The organism is Microvirga medicaginis (genome assembly GCF_052658925.1).
This window is the reverse complement of sequence record NZ_JBQWEL010000014.1, coordinates 16,572-31,831: the sequence shown is the minus strand read 5'-3', so window position 1 is coordinate 31,831 and position 15,260 is coordinate 16,572. Positions and strand designations below refer to the sequence as shown.

Genomic DNA, 15,260 nt, shown 5'->3' with positions numbered 1-15,260 from the left:
AGTTGGTTGGCTTCTCGTCAGACATACACATCAGCCGAGAGATGTTTTGAAATGTGCTTCCATCCTCTGCCGTTTGGCTGATGTATATATCTTGACGCAGCATAGGCGCTTCAATCGCTGACATAGCAATCAGAAGCACACTGAGAAATCCTGCTCCAAGAACAAGATGCGATTTGACAGGTCTGACAGGACAACCAGCCAAGATACATTCGATCAGAGAGGTTAGACATAGCTCTCAGTCAGGCAGACCCGTCAAATCTCTTGATGTGAAGATATCTTTGCTCCGGCGCGAGTACAAGTGAGTTAACACTCGCCACTTCATTTTGTCTCATGAGCCAGGTTCATAAGCGTTATCAGAAATGAAGCATTATCGGATACAGTCCTCAGCCTAGTATTCATTTGCAAATCGACCATGAGAGACGAGAGGTTTCTCTGCGCCGGGATAGGAGTGCTCATCAGATAAGCGCTTCAGGCATGTTCTCCCGCCGATGATATCGACTTCCGTCAGCGGCTTCACGTATCGGGCTTGGAAAAGCCGGCATGCATAGGACAGGAGGCTTGACGATGACCAGTCCCGATTTGACACGGCGAGAGGCATTGGAAGCCGCCGCAGTAACTGGCGGTGCCCTTCTAGGAGGACAACTTATGCCCGGGACGACACCTCCGGCGGACGCACAAGATCCCGACGGAACGCCTGCTTCCCTTGAGGTCGTTCTGCATGTCAACGGAACCGAACATCGACTGACGCTCGACCCGCGTACCACGCTGCTCGATGCGTTGCGCGAGCACCTGCATCTGACCGGCTCGAAGAAGGGCTGCGGCCTCGGTCAGTGCGGAGCCTGCACGGTGCTGATGGACGGCAAGCGCGTCAAATCCTGCCTCAACCTCGCGGCTCTCGTCGACGGCCGCGAGATCACGACAATCGAGGGCTTGGCTCGAGGCAAGCAGCTCCACCCTTTGCAAGCCGCCTTCATCGAGCGCGATGCCTTCCAGTGCGGCTATTGCACGTCGGGGCAGATCATGGCTGGCGTCGCCTGCATCGCAGAGGGCCATGCCGGCTCGGCGCAAGAGATCCGGGAGTGGATGAGCGGCAATCTGTGCCGCTGCGGCGCCTACGACCATATCGTTGCGGCCATCCAGGACGCGGCAGCCGTCACCGAATCCGTTCAGAGAGGATGAGCCATGCACCCCTTTGCCCTCGAACGGCCGCGCGATCTCGCTGCCGCCCTCGCCTTTCGGGCCCAAGCCGGCCGCAACGACGCGCCCACCGAATACATCGCCGGCGGCACCGACATGGTGCAGCTCCTGCAGGAATCCGTACGCCGACCCGAGCGTCTGGTCAGCCTCGCCCGTCTTCTCGATAACCATATCGAATTCGGACCGCAGGGGCTCCGGCTCGGTGCCGCCGCCACAATGGCGGAGGTGGCGGCCCATTCCGCCGTGGTCGAGCAATTCCCCGTTATCGCCGAGGCGCTACTGAACTCGGCAAGCCCGCAGGTGCGCAATCAGGCGACCATGGGCGGCAATCTCCTACAGCGGACCCGATGCCCCTATTTTCGCGACATCGGCTACGAGGCTTGCAACAAGCGAGCGCCGGGCTCCGGCTGCGCTGCCATCGGCGGTGAGAATCGCTGGCACGCTGTGCTTGGCACGAGTGAGAATTGCATCGCCGCCAACCCGTCCGATCTTGCTGTCGCACTTGTGGCCCTCGACGCGGCTGTCGAGGTGCATGGGGCTGGAGGGCAACGCACCGTGCCTCTGGTCAATTTCCATCGTCTGCCCGGCGTCACTCCGCACATCGAGACAGTGCTCGAGCCGGGCGAGGTGATCACCGCCATTACGGTGCCGGCCAACCCGGTGGCACGGCGCTCGCATTACCTCAAGGTGCGAGACCGCGCTTCCTTCGAGTTCGCCGTCGTATCAGCCGCGGTGGCACTTGAGATGGACGGCGCCCGCATCCGACAGGCCCGCATCGCCCTCGGCGGAGTCGGAACCAAACCCTGGCGCGTCCCCCAGGTTGAAACGGCTCTGGCCGGAGCCAGCCTCGACCCGTCGGAGCTGCGCCCGGCGGCTGCCCGCGCTGCGGAAGGTGCGCAGGGGTTCGGCCACAACGATTTCAAGATCGAACTCATGCAGCGCGCCATCGTGCGCGCCGTCGAAACCGCAGGAGCTCGCGCATGACCACCGCAGTTATTGGACAGCCTGTCAGCCGGGTCGACGGTCGCCATAAGGTCACGGGCCAAGCGACCTATGCAGCCGAGTTTGATCAGCCGAACCAGGCCTATGCTGCGATCGTCCGGAGTGCGGTAGCGAACGGCCGCATCGCTTCCATCGACAGCACGGCGGCGGAGCGGGCTCCTGGCGTCCTCGCCGTCGTGACCCATGAAAATGCACCGAAGCTCGCCTACGCTCCGCACAAAGGATCTACGGACCCCGAGGTCGGTGAGCGTCTGCACGTGCTTCAGGATGATCGGGTTGTTCATCACGGTCAGCCGGTCGCCCTGGTGATCGCCGATACTCTTGAACAGGCCAGCTACGCGGCGACGCTGGTGCACATCGCCTACGCGCCCGAAAGCGGGACCACGGATGTCACTCGCGTCGAGCCGGTGCTGCCCACTCAGCAGAAGACTGACCAGGGCACGACGCAGCCCCCGGAGATCCAGCGAGGCAATCCCCAGGAAGCCCTCGCGGTTGCCGAGGTCAGGGTCGACCAGACCTATGTGCATCCCCGCGAGAACCACAACCCGATCGAGATGCACGCCACCATCGCCGCCTGGGAGGGTGACCGTTTGACCCTCTGGGACAAGACGCAATGGGTGCACAACGTGGCCGACGAAATCGCCGCCGTATTCGGTATTCCAGCCGATAACATCCGCGTTGTCTCACCCTTTGTCGGCGGCGCCTTCGGCTCAGGGCTTCGTGCCTGGCCGCACGTGACGCTTGCGGCGCTCGGCGCCCGGGTTTCTGGACGGCCAGTCAAGCTGATGCTGTCACGCCGCGAGATGTACTACGGCGTCGGCTATCGCCCACATACGGTCCAGCGGGTCGCGCTGGGAGCCTCCCGCGAGGGCCGCCTCACCGCCATCGTGCATGATGCTTATCAGGAGACCTCCAGCTACGAGGAATATTCGGAGGCACTCCTGAACGCGAGCCGGTTCCTGCATTCGTGTCCGAACGTCTACACGCGCCATCGTCTCGCGCCGATGAATGTGCACACCCCGACATGGATGCGCGCTCCCGGTGAGGCGAGCGGCATCTTTGCGCTTGAATCCGCGATGGACGAACTCGCTGTGGCGCTGAATATCGATCCCGTTGAGTTGCGCCTGCGCAATGAGCCCGAGCAGGACGAGTTCAAGAAGCTGCCGTTTTCGAGCCGCTCGACTAAGGCATGTTACCGCGCTGCGGCAGAGCGCTTCGGCTGGAGCCGTCGCAGCCCCGAACCACGCTCGATGCGCGATGGACGACTCCTGATCGGTTGGGGTATGGCGACCGCGACCTATCCGATGAACTTTGCTCCCGCCTCTGCTCTGGCACGTCTCCTGCCCGACGGCACCGCCGAGGTGGCGAGCGCGGCAAGCGACATGGGGCCGGGCACATGGACGTCGATGACGCAGGTCGCGGCCGAGACCTTGGGTCTCCCGATCGAGCGGGTAAAGTTCGTTCTCGGTGACACTCGGCTGCCAAGAACGCCCGCGCACGGAGGCTCAATGACGATGGCCAGCGTCGGTAGCGCCGTGCAGGCGGCCTGCAGGAAGGCGCGGGAGGGGGTTCTCGCACGCTCAGGCGGGACCGACATTGCCGAAGCGATGCGTCGCCTGACAGAGCCGTTTGAAGCAACCGCCGACGTTAAGCCGGGCGATTCGCGCCAGCGCTTCTCCATGCATGCGTTCGGAGCCGTGTTCGTGGAGGTCGCCGTTGACTCCGATCTTGGAGAGACGCGGGTGCGGCGCATCGTCGGTGCCTACGGAGCCGGTCGCATTGTTAACCCAAAGACGACCCGCAGCCAGTGCATCGGCGGCATGATCGGCGGCATCGGCATGGCGTTGATGGAGCATTCCGTGGTCGACGCTCGCAACGGGCGAATTCCGAATGCCAATCTGGCCGAATACCCGGTGCCTGTCCATGCAGATACCCCTCCGGTCATGGACGTGATCTTCGTGGAGGAGCATGACCCGCATGTAAATCCGCTCGGCGTAAAGGGAGTCGGTGAAATCGCCATGGTGGGTATCGCGCCTGCGATCACCAACGCGATCTACCATGCCACGGGCAAGCGCGTCCGCGAACTGCCCGTCACGCCGAACAAGCTGCTCTGATACGTTGCACGTCTGGGAAGTGATCACGTCCAGGGCTCTCCAATGAATGTTGGGCGGAACCTACCGCATCCAGTTCCCGGTCACGGCACGAACACCTCTGCACGCCACCAAGCTCCCGCTTCGGGTGAGGGTACCTCCTCGACCCGCCACGTGGAAGCGCCTGGCGTCAGTCAAGCGGCAGCTCGGCGCATGGGCCCTGCTCTCCACCTGACGGTGGGCGCGCGAGTAGGCCCTGGACGGAGTGGTCGAGATCCACGGCCTCTATGTCGGCGGCAAGCCGCGGCGGAACGCGCAGCGATTTCCGCCCAGTCGTGGACGTAAAGATGGGCCCAAGACCTTGAAAATACCGGCACTCGTGGTTGTGCCGCGGCTACCCGATCCGAGCGTCAGTCGGCCGCGCGACCACGCCTCCCTTTGCCTGGGCGCGCGAGGATTGCCGCGGTCGGAGGCGAACACGCAGCAGACGATCCGCCTGATCGCCGAGGCAGGCGGCCGCGCGACAGCCATCCGCTGCGATGTCTCTCGCGCAGACGAGGTCAAGGCGACCATCGCCAGGACGATCGAGGCGTTCGGTCGGCTCGACTTCGCCTTCAACAATGCCGGCGTCGAGCAGCCGGCGTGGCCGCGACCGATGTTTCGGCCGACGAATGGGATCGACAGATCTCCATCAGTCTGAGCGGAGTGTTCTTCTGCCTGAAGCACCGGATCCCGCTGATGCTAAAACAGGGTGGCGGGGTGATCGTGAGCACGTCCTCCGGCGCTGGTGTGAAGGGCCCTCCCGGGCAGGCCGCCTAATGCGCTGCGAAGTTCGGCATCATTGGCCCGACCAAAGCGGCGGTGCTCGATTACGCAAAGTCGAACATCCGCTTCAGCGGCCCCGAGGAGCCTGCAGCCTCGGCACTGTGGTACGTCCTTGGTCACGAGCGAAGCATGCCCTTGAAGCTTGGCTGTTAGTCGATGTTCTCACAAATGGGACAGGCTCAGCGGCGCGGATGTACCGGCTGATTCTGGATTTCCGGGGCTCCCTTGAAACTTCCAGAGGTCGCAAAAGGAATGAGAAAACGCCCAAGGGGGATTGAGGCGCGGATCCCTTTAGACTGAACTTCGAGGAGCAAAAATCAGCTGCTCGGGGCGGGCCGGTTGGTACCAGCTTGGCACCGGGTCTGATCAAAAGCTCGGGAAAATGCCTGAAAAGGCCTTAGGCCTATGGTAGCGGAGGAGGGATTTGAACCCCCGACACAAGGATTATGATTCCTCTGCTCTGACCAACTGAGCTACTCCGCCCCAGGCCGCTGGGGCGAACCCCGCGTCAGGCATGCGCGATATAGGGAAGATTGGGCCCCAGTGTCAAGAAAGAGGCGCGGGCTCTTTCAAGAATTTATCGGCTCCAGCGACTGAGCCGGACGCTCCCCCAGAGAGCCGGCTAACCGGACCAGATATCCATCCGGATCCTGCACCAGGAATTGCCGCTGCCCCCTCTCGACGGCACCGACCCGGTACCACTTGTCCTCAAGCGCCATGTATAGGGGCCAGGATACGGCGGACAGGCGAGAGAGAATTCCGTCGGGATCCTCGACCTGGATCTCGAAATTGATGCCGCGCCCTAGGGGGCGTTCGAGTGGCCCCGTCTCCCAGGTTCGAGCCGCGCGATCCCGCTGCTCCAGCATGAGGGATGCACCGTCGAGATCGATGAAGGCGAAGCCATGCTCGGGCCTTTCATACAGGACGGCAAAGCCAAGGTGATCGCGCCAGAAGCGCAAGCTGACCGCGAGATCCCCGACCAGCAGCTCGGGAACGAGCCTGGCTCGTCCCCTCTCCTCCGTTTCAGCTTTCATGTTACCCCTTGGGCTTCATGCGCCAGAGCTGGAACCCTTCGGTTGAGATCGCGTGTTCGATGGTCCGGCGCGAGAACTTGTGCGGCGGAGCTTCGCGGGAGCTGAGGGTGCCGGTCAAGCCCCAGGGGCCATACTTGGCGGGCAGTTTGCTGCCGGACTCATCGCCAGCAAAAGCGTGCAGATCGTCCTTCGCCTGGGAGGTGAACATGAATAGGCGCATGGGAATGACTTTCTTGAATGTATGCAGAGGCTTGAGCCAAAGGAAATAGGGCTAGAACCGTGAAAGTCACGCCACAGTCTCTCTGAAGACACAAAAGGAAAGCGGGCCATCAGGCCCGCTTCTTGATTCGCATCAACTTGAAGAACCCGACTGGGAAAAGGGACCTCAACTCGACCACTTCCATGGTGCCGGTGCTGCGGGCCCAATCCTCGACGCGGGCCGACTTGAAGGAGGAACTCCAACCGATGGCCTTCGCAATCGGCGCTGCCATCTCCTCGAGAGCCGCAATGGGGCCGGAGGGCTGCCCCCAGTGGTTGGCCAGCACGATCTCACCACCGGGCTTCAGAACCCGGGCGAATTCCGAGAGGGCGACCTCAGGCTCCGGCACGAGGGTGATGATGAACTGGGCTGTCACGGCATCGAACATCGCGTCCGGGAAGCCGAGACGGGTCACGTCCATGACCTGAAGGCTCTTCACATGGGAAAGACCGCGCTTCTCGACCTTCTCCTGGGCCCGGCGCAGCATGTCCTCGGAGAGATCGACCCCGTAGACCTCGGCATGCCTGGGGTAATAGCCAAGCGACAGGCCGGTGCCGACGCCGGCCTCCAGAACTTTCGGGCCGCAGGCAACTGCCGCATTTACGGCAGCGCGAGCGGCCGGTTCGGTCAGCTTGTCGTAAACGAGGTCATAGATCGGCGCCCAACGCGCATAGGCCTTGCGCATCAGGGCCGTGGTCGCTCCATCTGTCATACAGGTTCCTTCAGAGGGATGCCTCAAGCCGCGGCGGAAGCGGCTTCGGCAACAGTGCGGGCGATGGTGCCTCCGCCAAGCACCCGTGCCCGCGGAGCATCGCTCTCATAGATGACACAGGCTTGACCAGGAGAAACCCCATCTTCCGCCGACAACAGCTCGACCGTAGTGACGGTTCCTGTGGATCGCAAGATCGCCGGGCGCGGCTCGCGGGTGGAACGGACCCGCACGGCCACCTCCATTCCCTGCTCGCCCAAGGCTTCGAGTGCCCCATCGCCAAGCCAGTTTACGTCCGTGATGGTGATGAGGCGGGTCGCCAGGGCGTCTCGGGGGCCCACCACCACGCGGGCCTCCTTGGCATCGAGGCGGACCACATAGAGCGGCTCGCCGACGGAGAGGCCGAGGCCTTTGCGCTGGCCCACCGTATAGTGGATGATGCCCTGATGGTGGCCGAGTACGCGGCCGTCCACGTGAACGATCTCGCCGCCCTGGACGGCGCCGGGCTTCAGGCGCTCGATCACGTCGCTATAGCGGCCTTGCGTGACGAAGCAGATGTCCTGGCTGTCGGCCTTCTCGGCGACGGTGAGCCCGAACCGGCGGGCAAGCTCACGGGTCTTTTCCTTCGGTAGCTCGCCCAGAGGAAAGCGCAGGATATCGAGCTGCTCCGGCGTCGTCGCATAGAGGAAGTAGCTCTGGTCCCGGTCCGGATCGGCGGCCCGGTGCAGGGCGCGGCGGCCATCGGCCAAGCGCCGGCTTGCCACGTAATGGCCCGTGGCCAGCACGTCGGCCCCGAGCTCCCTGGCCGTTTCCAGAAGATCCCGGAACTTGATGGAGCGGTTGCATTCCACACACGGGATCGGCGTCTCGCCGGCCAGATAGCTCTGGGTGAAGCGATCGATTACGGCCGCGCGGAAGCGCTCCTCGTAATCGAGCACGTAATGGGGAATGCCGATGGCCTCCGCCACGCGGCGGGCATCATAGATGTCCTGACCGGCGCAGCAGGCGCCTTTGCGGTGCGCTGCTTCGCCGTGGTCGTAGAGCTGCAGCGTAATGCCGATGACGTCATAGCCTTCCTGCTTGAGCAGGGCTGCCACGACGGAGGAATCCACGCCGCCCGACATCGCAACCACGACGCGGGTGTCGGCAGGAGCCTTGGGAAGATCAAGTGAGTTGAGCATCGTTCCATCCAGAGGCGCCGTTCAAGGCGGCGCACGGGAGGGGCCAAAGTCCTTCTATAGCGATGACCGGTGAATTCTTAAAGAGAAACCATGCCGCAATAAGCCTGCGTTAACGTTTATGGCTAAGCTTAGGCACTCTCGTAACCGCCTGGACGGGCTTAGGAAAACATTAAGCCCCGCCGTTTAGGTTCGATCCTATCAAGGTCGTTGAATTTTTGTGTGAGCGTATCATGACCGAACCCCACCGCCCAAGGGTCAAGTATGTCATTGGGCCCGATGGCAGTCCCCTGACGATTGCCGACCTGCCGCCCTCCAGCACCCGCCGTTGGGTCATCCGCCGCAAGGCCGAAGTCGTCGCCGCCGTCCGCGGTGGCCTGCTGAGCCTAGAGGAAGCCTGCCAGCGCTACACGCTGACCACGGAGGAGTTCCTGAGCTGGCAGATGTCCATCGACCAGCATGGCCTCGCCGGCCTGCGGACGACCCGCATTCAGCAATACCGGCAGTAAGCCTTAGGCTCGAACGCGAAACATGACGAGGCGCTGCTTTCATCAGGCGGCGCCTTTTTCATTGGACCGTAAATCGGAAGGTGGAGGCTGGGCTGTTAAGGTCTTCCTAACCATGCCTTGGGCATAAATCCTTACCCTCTACTCAGACAGGTACGAATCGTGCTCAGCACTCAGGACATGCCGGAACAGCAGGCTTTTACACTTTCGAATGCAGGCCTTCCGCCATTCTCCGCCGCCGATCAGACCGTCGAGGCGCTGCGGCGCATTCTGGTGGGGCACACCATCGCGGATGTGGAGCGCCACCTGATCTTGGACACCCTCACCTATTGCCTCGGTAACCGCACACACGCGGCGCGCATTCTCGGCATCTCGATCCGCACCCTGCGCAACAAGCTGAACGAATATATGGAAGCTGGCTTCTCCGTTCCGGAGCCGGGCCAGAAACCAGCTCTCGCAGCCTGAGACTGAATTTCCCTCAGCCCAAGGCCACACCGAAACGCGGACACGCCACCTTGCGAGACCTACTGGTCGGACGAGGAGAGAGGCGGGGGCGGCACGGTGCGGGTGTCGACAGCTCCCCGGGTACGCCAGGCCTGGGCCAAGTGGGCCCGCTCGAAGAGAAGCACGACCACCAGCGAAATGCCGAAGGGGATCAGCAGGTAGAACAGGCGGAAGATGATGAGCGCCGCCAGCACATCCGCCTTTGGAATGTCGGGCATGGCCGTGAGGAACACGAGCTCGAACACGCCAAGCCCACCAGGCGCATGGCTGACAAGAGCAGCTGAGAACGAGGCCAGGAAAACTGCAAGCACGATGAGGAAACTGGGCTCGAGATGGGCCGGAAGCACGAAGTAGATGATGCCGGCAGCTCCCAGAAGTTCGAGAGGGGCGGCGATCAGCTGACGCACCATGATGGCAGGTCGTGGATATTCGAGCTTGGCCTTGCGGATCACCAGCGGCGGCAGGTGCAGAATGGAACCCACGACGTAAAGAGCCACGCAGCCGAGCAGTAGGAGGCCGATGCCCCTGGCCGTTGCCGGATTGGTGAGCGCCGACGGCAGCATATCTTCAAGCCGGTAAAGGAGCCCTGGATTGACGGTGAGCACCACGCCACCGAGCAGGATCGTGCCAAGCCCGAAGGTGAAGGAGCAGAGGGCCACCAGCACGGCGATCTGCGGCGCCCCCAAGCCTTTGGACGTGTAGGCCCGATAACGCACCACGGCGCCTGAGAAGACCGAAGCGCCGATGTTGTGGGACAAGGCATAGGTGGTGAACGATGTGACGGACACGAAGAACCACGAAATGTGGCGCACGCCGAGGTGAAGGAGCGCAATCCGGTCATACCAGGCCAGAGCGGCATAGGCGACAAGGGTCGACAGACCGGCCATGGCGTAACGATGTGCGGGGACTGCGGTCAGACTGCCCCAGACATCGTCGAGGGACATACCGCGCAGCTCGCGATAAAGAAGCCAACCGGAAATGACGACCGCCGCAAGCCCGATCAGAGGCCAGATGAACTCACGCACATTCTTCATCGAGACGGCAGTGCTCCTTCGTTCTCCCTTCTGTGCCCATAATCCATTCAATCCGCAAGAGGAAACGGCCTCCCAAAGGGGTGGACATAAAGTCCAATCCGGCAAACGCTCTCGGCAGGATTGGGCCTTGGCTTTCCCACCATTGCGCTTCAATCAGACACGTGACAGAGCGTTGCTTTTCTGCTCGGATCGGAAGCTGGCCACATGACGAACACTCAGACGATACTGAACCTCGATGGCTACACGGATCTGCCGCCGGGCAAGATTGCTGCGATCGTCACTTTTTTGGAAATGCGCTCTCCTCCTCCTGTCTCACCAGCACCCATACCAGACAGCTGGCGGCTCCAACCTCTGAACACGGATCGCGACCGATACAGAACCCTGTATCGTCGGATTGGCGAATCCTGGCTCTGGTTCAGCCGATTGGGCATGCCCGATGAGGAACTTGCCGGCATCCTGAACGATACAAAAGTCGAGGCCTATGCTTTGAACGATGGAAAGGATGACATCGGACTTCTGGAACTCGATTTCCGGTCTCAAGGAGAAGCGGAACTCGCCTTCCTTGGTCTCGTGCCTGGAGTGATCGGCAAGGGAGCCGGACGCTTCCTCATGAACGAGGCGATCTGTCGGGCCTTCGCACAGCCGATCAGCCGCTTCTTCGTCCACACGTGTAGCCTCGACCATCCGGGAGCACTCTCCTTCTATATGCGCTCCGGGTTCACACCCTATCGGCGCGCCATCGAGATGGCGGACGATCCGCGCCTTCGGGGTTTCCTCCCGCGCGAGTGCGCGCCGCAGGTTCCGGTTCTCGACTAGAGCATCGGATGTATCCCAAAAGTGGAATCCATCCGATGCTCCCATTCTATACAATGGGCATCGTTCGAGCGGACAATCGGCCCATCGCGTCCGCACGATGCGCTGGGCCCCAAAGAGAAAGACGCGCCGAGTGGGGCGCGTCCCTTCCAATCCTTTGAGAGAGGAACAGATTAGGCGGTAGCGCGCATGGCGCGAGCCTGGCCTATCTGGCTGATGGCCGGATCCAGGGTCCGCTCGCTGGTGCGCTCCCGATCCTCCAGGCTCTCAGCCCTCTTGAGCTCCTCGAAGGCCTCGCCGAGTTCGGCTTTGGCATCATCAAGCTGAGCGTGCAGGTTCTGAGCCGACATGCGAAGGTTATCCCGCCGCTGGGCTGCGGCGCGAGCATAGGTCGGATAGGCGAAATGGTTCGGATCAGTGATCCCAGCCTTCTGCTCTTCCGCTGCGATTTCCCGGTCAAGGTCAGCCGCCATGCGGTCGAACTCGGCGATCATCATCTCAATCTGCGCCACCCTCCGACGTTTCTCGTCGACTTGAAAGCGCTTGAGGCGGATGAGCGTATCTCGCGACTTCATATTGATTCAACTCCACACGTCGCTGTTTCAGGTGCTCGCCGGATCGCTCAGTTATCCGTGAGGCTGAGGCATCATTACGCATGGAAGTTGACTCTTCCTTACCGAAGCAGGCGGAAATCGTTGCAGGGTCAAACCACTAGCCTCCCGCACGAGGCGCAGGAAGCTTGCACGAGGCTTGCGTCAACCTTTCGTTTACCGATTTCGTTAACACTGCTTCCGTCAGGCCTGCAGTTCCCAAAAAACGGCAGGTGAGTGCAAGCGAAATCCTTCGTTTGCAACGGTTTCGAATGGAGCAACGAGGTTCCCTATGGTCACCCGGAATCCACAGCCCATGAGCTCTGAGCGACAGATCTGCAGGGTCCTGTCGTTAAGCGCTTGCATGCAGGAATCAGGGTTTGTTAACCATTCAGAACTAGCGTTACGAATCAGTGCAAAAGGGCATCCGCCGCTGGCCCGGTGGCGGATGGGTAGCCGCAAGCTACACGCAAGCTCCAGGGCAAGGGCTGGGGAATAGAAATGCGCGTACTTCTCATCGAAGACGACAGCGCAACTGCGCAAAGCATCGAGCTGATGCTGAAGTCCGAGAACTTCAATATCTATACGACGGATCTCGGCGAAGAGGGCATCGACCTCGGCAAGCTCTACGACTACGATATCATCCTTCTCGACCTGAACCTTCCCGACATGTCGGGTTATGAGGTTCTGCGCACGCTGCGCGTCGCGAAGGTGAAGACGCCGATCCTGATCCTCTCCGGCATGGCCGGCATCGAGGACAAGGTGAAGGGTCTCGGCTTCGGCGCCGACGACTATCTGACGAAGCCCTTCCACAAGGACGAGATGGTGGCCCGCATCCACGCCATCGTGCGTCGTTCGAAGGGCCATGCGCAATCTGTGATTACCACCGGCGACCTCATCGTGAACCTCGATACCAAGACTGTCGAGGTGAGCGGCGCTCGCGTGCATCTGACCGGCAAGGAATATCAGATGCTGGAGCTGCTCTCGCTGCGCAAGGGCACGACGCTCACGAAGGAGATGTTCCTCAATCATCTCTATGGCGGCATGGACGAGCCGGAGTTGAAGATCATCGACGTCTTCATCTGCAAGCTGCGCAAGAAGCTCGCCAACGCATCGCAGGGCAAAAACTACATTGAGACCGTGTGGGGTCGCGGCTATGTGCTGCGCGAGCCGAACGAGTCCGAGGAGCGCATCGCGATCTGAGCGACGCGACAACGAAATGAAAAAGCCCGGTCATGCGCCGGGCTTTTTTATTATGCGAGTCAGAAACTCATGTCGTTATCCCGGATAGCGGCGATTGGGAATTGGGTGACTGACATTCTCCTGGCCATGGCCGTTCTCGGGCTTGATCCGGAACGGCCATCTCCGTCTTAAGAAGCCTGCCTCACCCTGAGGAGGACCGTCAGGTCCGTCTCAAAGGACGAGGCGTCTCCAGTGCACTCTGGACCATCCTTCGAGATGCAGACTTCGTCTGCTCCTCAGGATGGGTTCTTGAATGGAAAGTCTGATGAAGTCTCGGGTCACCGGCACAAGGCCGGCGATGACGTCCCGGAGTATCGAACGAAGCGCCGGGGCGTCGATTATCACTCCTGGGTCCTAGGCATCGAAGTCCATAGCGACTGTCAGCGCAGAATGAGGCAGCGCCGTGATCATGGGTTCCGGCCTTCGCCGGAATGACAGGGCTTGTTCTGAAACGATCCCGGATCTCCACTTCGCTCCATCCGGATGGCGTTTATGATGACGTCAGACCGTCGCCGACGTGATCGTCACTTCATCGCCATCGATGCTGAAGGCAATATTCATATTGGACGCGCGCGCCACCATGCCGGCGTAATAGATCTGGATGCCGTGGGCATCCACTGTGCCGGTCTCCGAATTGCCCGCGAGCAGTTCCTGCGAATGGGCGGGGATGCGCGCATTGAGGCCCTTGGCCCTGATCGTGAATTCGCACTTCTCAGCATCCCCCGTCACCGTCACGGCTATCGCGCCGCCGCGCGGGATGGCGGTGATGGCGATCATGACCAGGTTGAGGAGAAGCTTGACCCTGTTCTTCGGGAACAGGAGACGCGGCGAGGACCAGGAAAAGCTGATCTTGTCGTCGAGGAAGAGGCCGCGTGCGACCTGCTCGGCATCGCCAAGATCGATGGAGGCTCCAGCCGAGCCGGCGGCGCCGAAGGCGAGGCGGGCGAACTGGAGCCGAGCGGAGGCCTGACGGGCGCTCTTCTGGATCAGGTCGAGCGCGAATTCGCGCATGGAGGTGTCGCTGTCATCCTCCAGGACCTCGAGCCCGTTGACGATCGCGCCCACCGGCGAAATCACGTCGTGGCAGACGCGCGAGCAAAGGAGGGCGGCAAGATCAAGCGAATCAAGGGAGATGGTGGCCATAAGGGCTCCGGATAGACCGTAAGTTCAGCGTTGGATTCATGAAATTCTGGATTTCCGGTCCCACGAATAACGCCAAACAGGAAAGAGAACGTGAACCGGATACTCGGCTACGAGTTCTTTGGAAAGAAGGCAAAAGAGATCGACAGGTCTTCCGAGAACAGGCACAAGTTCATCATGCGCCTCGATGACTCTCATCCTGAAGATATCGCACTGAAGCTGGCTCCGATCGCCTCGGAGGCAGCTCATCTGCTGCGGGGCATGGAAAATGCCTTGGTCGAAAAGCGTATCAAGGACGACGGAAGCCCAACCACGGCAGCAGATCTGGCGGCGGAACAACTGATCATTCGCCGCCTGAACGAGGTTTGGCCCGGGGTGCCGGTGGTGGCAGAGGAGACAGCGAGCACCGCCCATACGGGCGAGTTCTTCTTCCTGGTCGATCCCCTCGACGGCACGAGCGACTTTCTCAACGGCACGGGAGAATACAGCGTCAACATCGCCCTGATCCGGGGAGATCGCCCCCTGGCCGCCGCTGTCGCAGCTCCGGCCATGGGCTCGATCTGGATTGCAGGCACGACCACCCAGATGAGCACCATGCCCCAGGCAGGCGGCAGCACATTCGAGTGGCGGGAGGTCAAGGTCAGGCAAGCTCCCGAAGACGGCCTTGTGGCGCTGGTCAGCCGCCGCCATGGCGATAGCGCTACGGAGATCTGCCTTTCGGCCCTCTCCATCGGCACAAGGCGCATGACCTCGTCTGCGCTGAAGTTCTGCCTCATCGCCTCGGGCGAGGCCGATATCTACGTGCGCTGCGGGGCGACCATGGAGTGGGATACGGCGGCAGGCGATCACATCCTCAGCTGCGCCGGCGGTAGCGTCGTCGGTCCCGGCAGCATCCCCCTCACCTATGGCCACGAGGATCGCGGCTACCGGAATGGCCCCTTCGCCGCGGTGGGGGATACCTCCCTCGCCAACAAGCTGGACCTGCCGGTCGCCGCGGCTTGAGGTCCCCGGACCTACCCCTGCGGCACTAAAGCATCGGACCCAAAAGTGGACTCCACTTTTGGGTCCGATGCTCTAAAGCGCCGCTTGTACAGACATTGTTAGGGTTGATGCTCGTAAAGTCGGGGTTCGATAGAA

Annotated in this window: 16 protein-coding genes, 1 tRNA gene and 1 pseudogene; 10 read left to right on the top strand and 8 right to left on the bottom strand. The window is 61.5% G+C overall.

Translation table 11 applies throughout. The features are described 5' to 3' along the window. Nucleotides 1-564 precede the first annotated feature (564 nt). From ACUXUR_RS17430 to ACUXUR_RS17410, 5 genes are all read left to right on the top strand, one after another. Nucleotides 565-1,179: a (2Fe-2S)-binding protein gene (locus ACUXUR_RS17430; RefSeq protein WP_445503620.1), complete on the top strand. Its 615-nt coding sequence runs from the start codon at nt 565-567 to the stop codon at nt 1,177-1,179. 3 nt (nt 1,180-1,182) lie between these two features. Continuing rightward, a complete protein-coding gene (locus ACUXUR_RS17425) occupies nt 1,183-2,181 on the top strand; it encodes an FAD binding domain-containing protein (protein ID WP_445503619.1) in 999 nt (332 codons plus the stop codon). Next, complete coding sequence (locus ACUXUR_RS17420) at nt 2,178-4,313, top strand: xanthine dehydrogenase family protein molybdopterin-binding subunit (protein ID WP_445503618.1); 2,136 nt, start codon at nt 2,178-2,180, stop codon at nt 4,311-4,313. Before ACUXUR_RS17425 ends, ACUXUR_RS17420 begins: the two co-directional genes overlap by 4 nt. Before the next feature lie 241 nt (nt 4,314-4,554). Then, nucleotides 4,555-4,989: an SDR family oxidoreductase gene (locus ACUXUR_RS17415; RefSeq protein WP_445503617.1), complete on the top strand. Its 435-nt coding sequence runs from the start codon at nt 4,555-4,557 to the stop codon at nt 4,987-4,989. Beyond that, nucleotides 4,932-5,108, top strand: coding sequence for an SDR family NAD(P)-dependent oxidoreductase (locus tag ACUXUR_RS17410; protein WP_445503616.1), 177 nt, complete (start codon nt 4,932-4,934; stop codon nt 5,106-5,108). Before ACUXUR_RS17415 ends, ACUXUR_RS17410 begins: the two co-directional genes overlap by 58 nt. 412 nt (nt 5,109-5,520) lie before the next feature. Here ACUXUR_RS17410 and ACUXUR_RS17405 read toward each other — a convergent pair. From ACUXUR_RS17405 to mnmA, 5 genes are all read right to left on the bottom strand, one after another. Then, a tRNA-Met gene (locus tag ACUXUR_RS17405) sits at nt 5,521-5,597 on the bottom strand. 86 nt (nt 5,598-5,683) lie between these two features. Continuing rightward, nucleotides 5,684-6,148 carry a bleomycin resistance protein gene (locus ACUXUR_RS17400; RefSeq protein WP_445503615.1) on the bottom strand — a complete coding sequence of 155 codons (465 nt, stop codon included), beginning with the start codon at nt 6,146-6,148 and terminating at the stop codon, nt 5,684-5,686. Nucleotide 6,149: 1 nt separating this feature from the next. After that, entirely contained in the window at nt 6,150-6,368 is a 219-nt protein-coding gene (locus ACUXUR_RS17395; RefSeq protein WP_047188790.1) for a hypothetical protein, read from the bottom strand. A gap of 109 nt (nt 6,369-6,477) precedes the next feature. Next, the gene (locus tag ACUXUR_RS17390; RefSeq protein ID WP_445503614.1) at nt 6,478-7,119 is read right to left on the bottom strand and encodes a class I SAM-dependent methyltransferase; all 642 of its coding nucleotides are present in this window, start codon (nt 7,117-7,119) and stop codon (nt 6,478-6,480) included. Between the two features lie 23 nt (nt 7,120-7,142). Next, a complete protein-coding gene (gene mnmA / locus ACUXUR_RS17385; RefSeq protein ID WP_445503613.1) occupies nt 7,143-8,297 on the bottom strand; it encodes a tRNA 2-thiouridine(34) synthase MnmA in 1,155 nt (384 codons plus the stop codon). A gap of 230 nt (nt 8,298-8,527) precedes the next feature. Here mnmA and sciP point away from each other — a divergent pair, with 230 nt between their 5' ends. Both sciP and ACUXUR_RS17375 read left to right on the top strand, forming a co-directional pair. Next, entirely contained in the window at nt 8,528-8,803 is a 276-nt protein-coding gene (sciP, locus tag ACUXUR_RS17380; RefSeq protein ID WP_009763782.1) for a CtrA inhibitor SciP, read from the top strand. Nucleotides 8,804-9,052: 249 nt separating this feature from the next. Continuing rightward, nucleotides 9,053-9,265: pseudogene (locus ACUXUR_RS17375) on the top strand (helix-turn-helix domain-containing protein); the annotation flags it as partial. A gap of 59 nt (nt 9,266-9,324) precedes the next feature. On the opposite strand, the gene ACUXUR_RS17370 reads toward ACUXUR_RS17375, so the two are convergent. Then, nucleotides 9,325-10,338 (bottom strand): putative bifunctional lysylphosphatidylglycerol flippase/synthetase, encoded by a 1,014-nt coding sequence (locus tag ACUXUR_RS17370; protein ID WP_445503612.1) that lies wholly within the window; start codon nt 10,336-10,338, stop codon nt 9,325-9,327. Nucleotides 10,339-10,542: 204 nt separating this feature from the next. On the opposite strand from ACUXUR_RS17370, the gene ACUXUR_RS17365 reads away from it, so the two are divergent. Beyond that, nucleotides 10,543-11,154, top strand: a complete 612-nt coding sequence (locus ACUXUR_RS17365) for a GNAT family N-acetyltransferase (protein ID WP_445503611.1) — start codon at nt 10,543-10,545, stop codon at nt 11,152-11,154. A 170-nt stretch (nt 11,155-11,324) separates the two neighbouring features. Here ACUXUR_RS17365 and fliJ read toward each other — a convergent pair whose 3' ends face one another. Beyond that, entirely contained in the window at nt 11,325-11,726 is a 402-nt protein-coding gene (gene fliJ, locus ACUXUR_RS17360) for a flagellar export protein FliJ (RefSeq protein ID WP_445503610.1), read from the bottom strand. A 516-nt stretch (nt 11,727-12,242) separates the two neighbouring features. Here fliJ and ctrA point away from each other — a divergent pair. Further along, on the top strand, nt 12,243-12,944 hold the full coding sequence (ctrA, locus tag ACUXUR_RS17355) for a response regulator transcription factor CtrA (RefSeq protein WP_445503609.1): 702 nt from the start codon (nt 12,243-12,245) through the stop codon (nt 12,942-12,944). 540 nt (nt 12,945-13,484) lie between these two features. Here ctrA and chpT read toward each other — a convergent pair. After that, nucleotides 13,485-14,126, bottom strand: a complete 642-nt coding sequence (gene chpT / locus ACUXUR_RS17350) for a histidine phosphotransferase ChpT (RefSeq protein WP_445503608.1) — start codon at nt 14,124-14,126, stop codon at nt 13,485-13,487. 90 nt (nt 14,127-14,216) lie between these two features. Between chpT and ACUXUR_RS17345 the strand changes: the two genes are divergently transcribed. After that, the gene (locus ACUXUR_RS17345) at nt 14,217-15,125 is read left to right on the top strand and encodes a 3'(2'),5'-bisphosphate nucleotidase CysQ family protein (RefSeq protein ID WP_445503607.1); all 909 of its coding nucleotides are present in this window, start codon (nt 14,217-14,219) and stop codon (nt 15,123-15,125) included. Nucleotides 15,126-15,260: the final 135 nt, after the last annotated feature.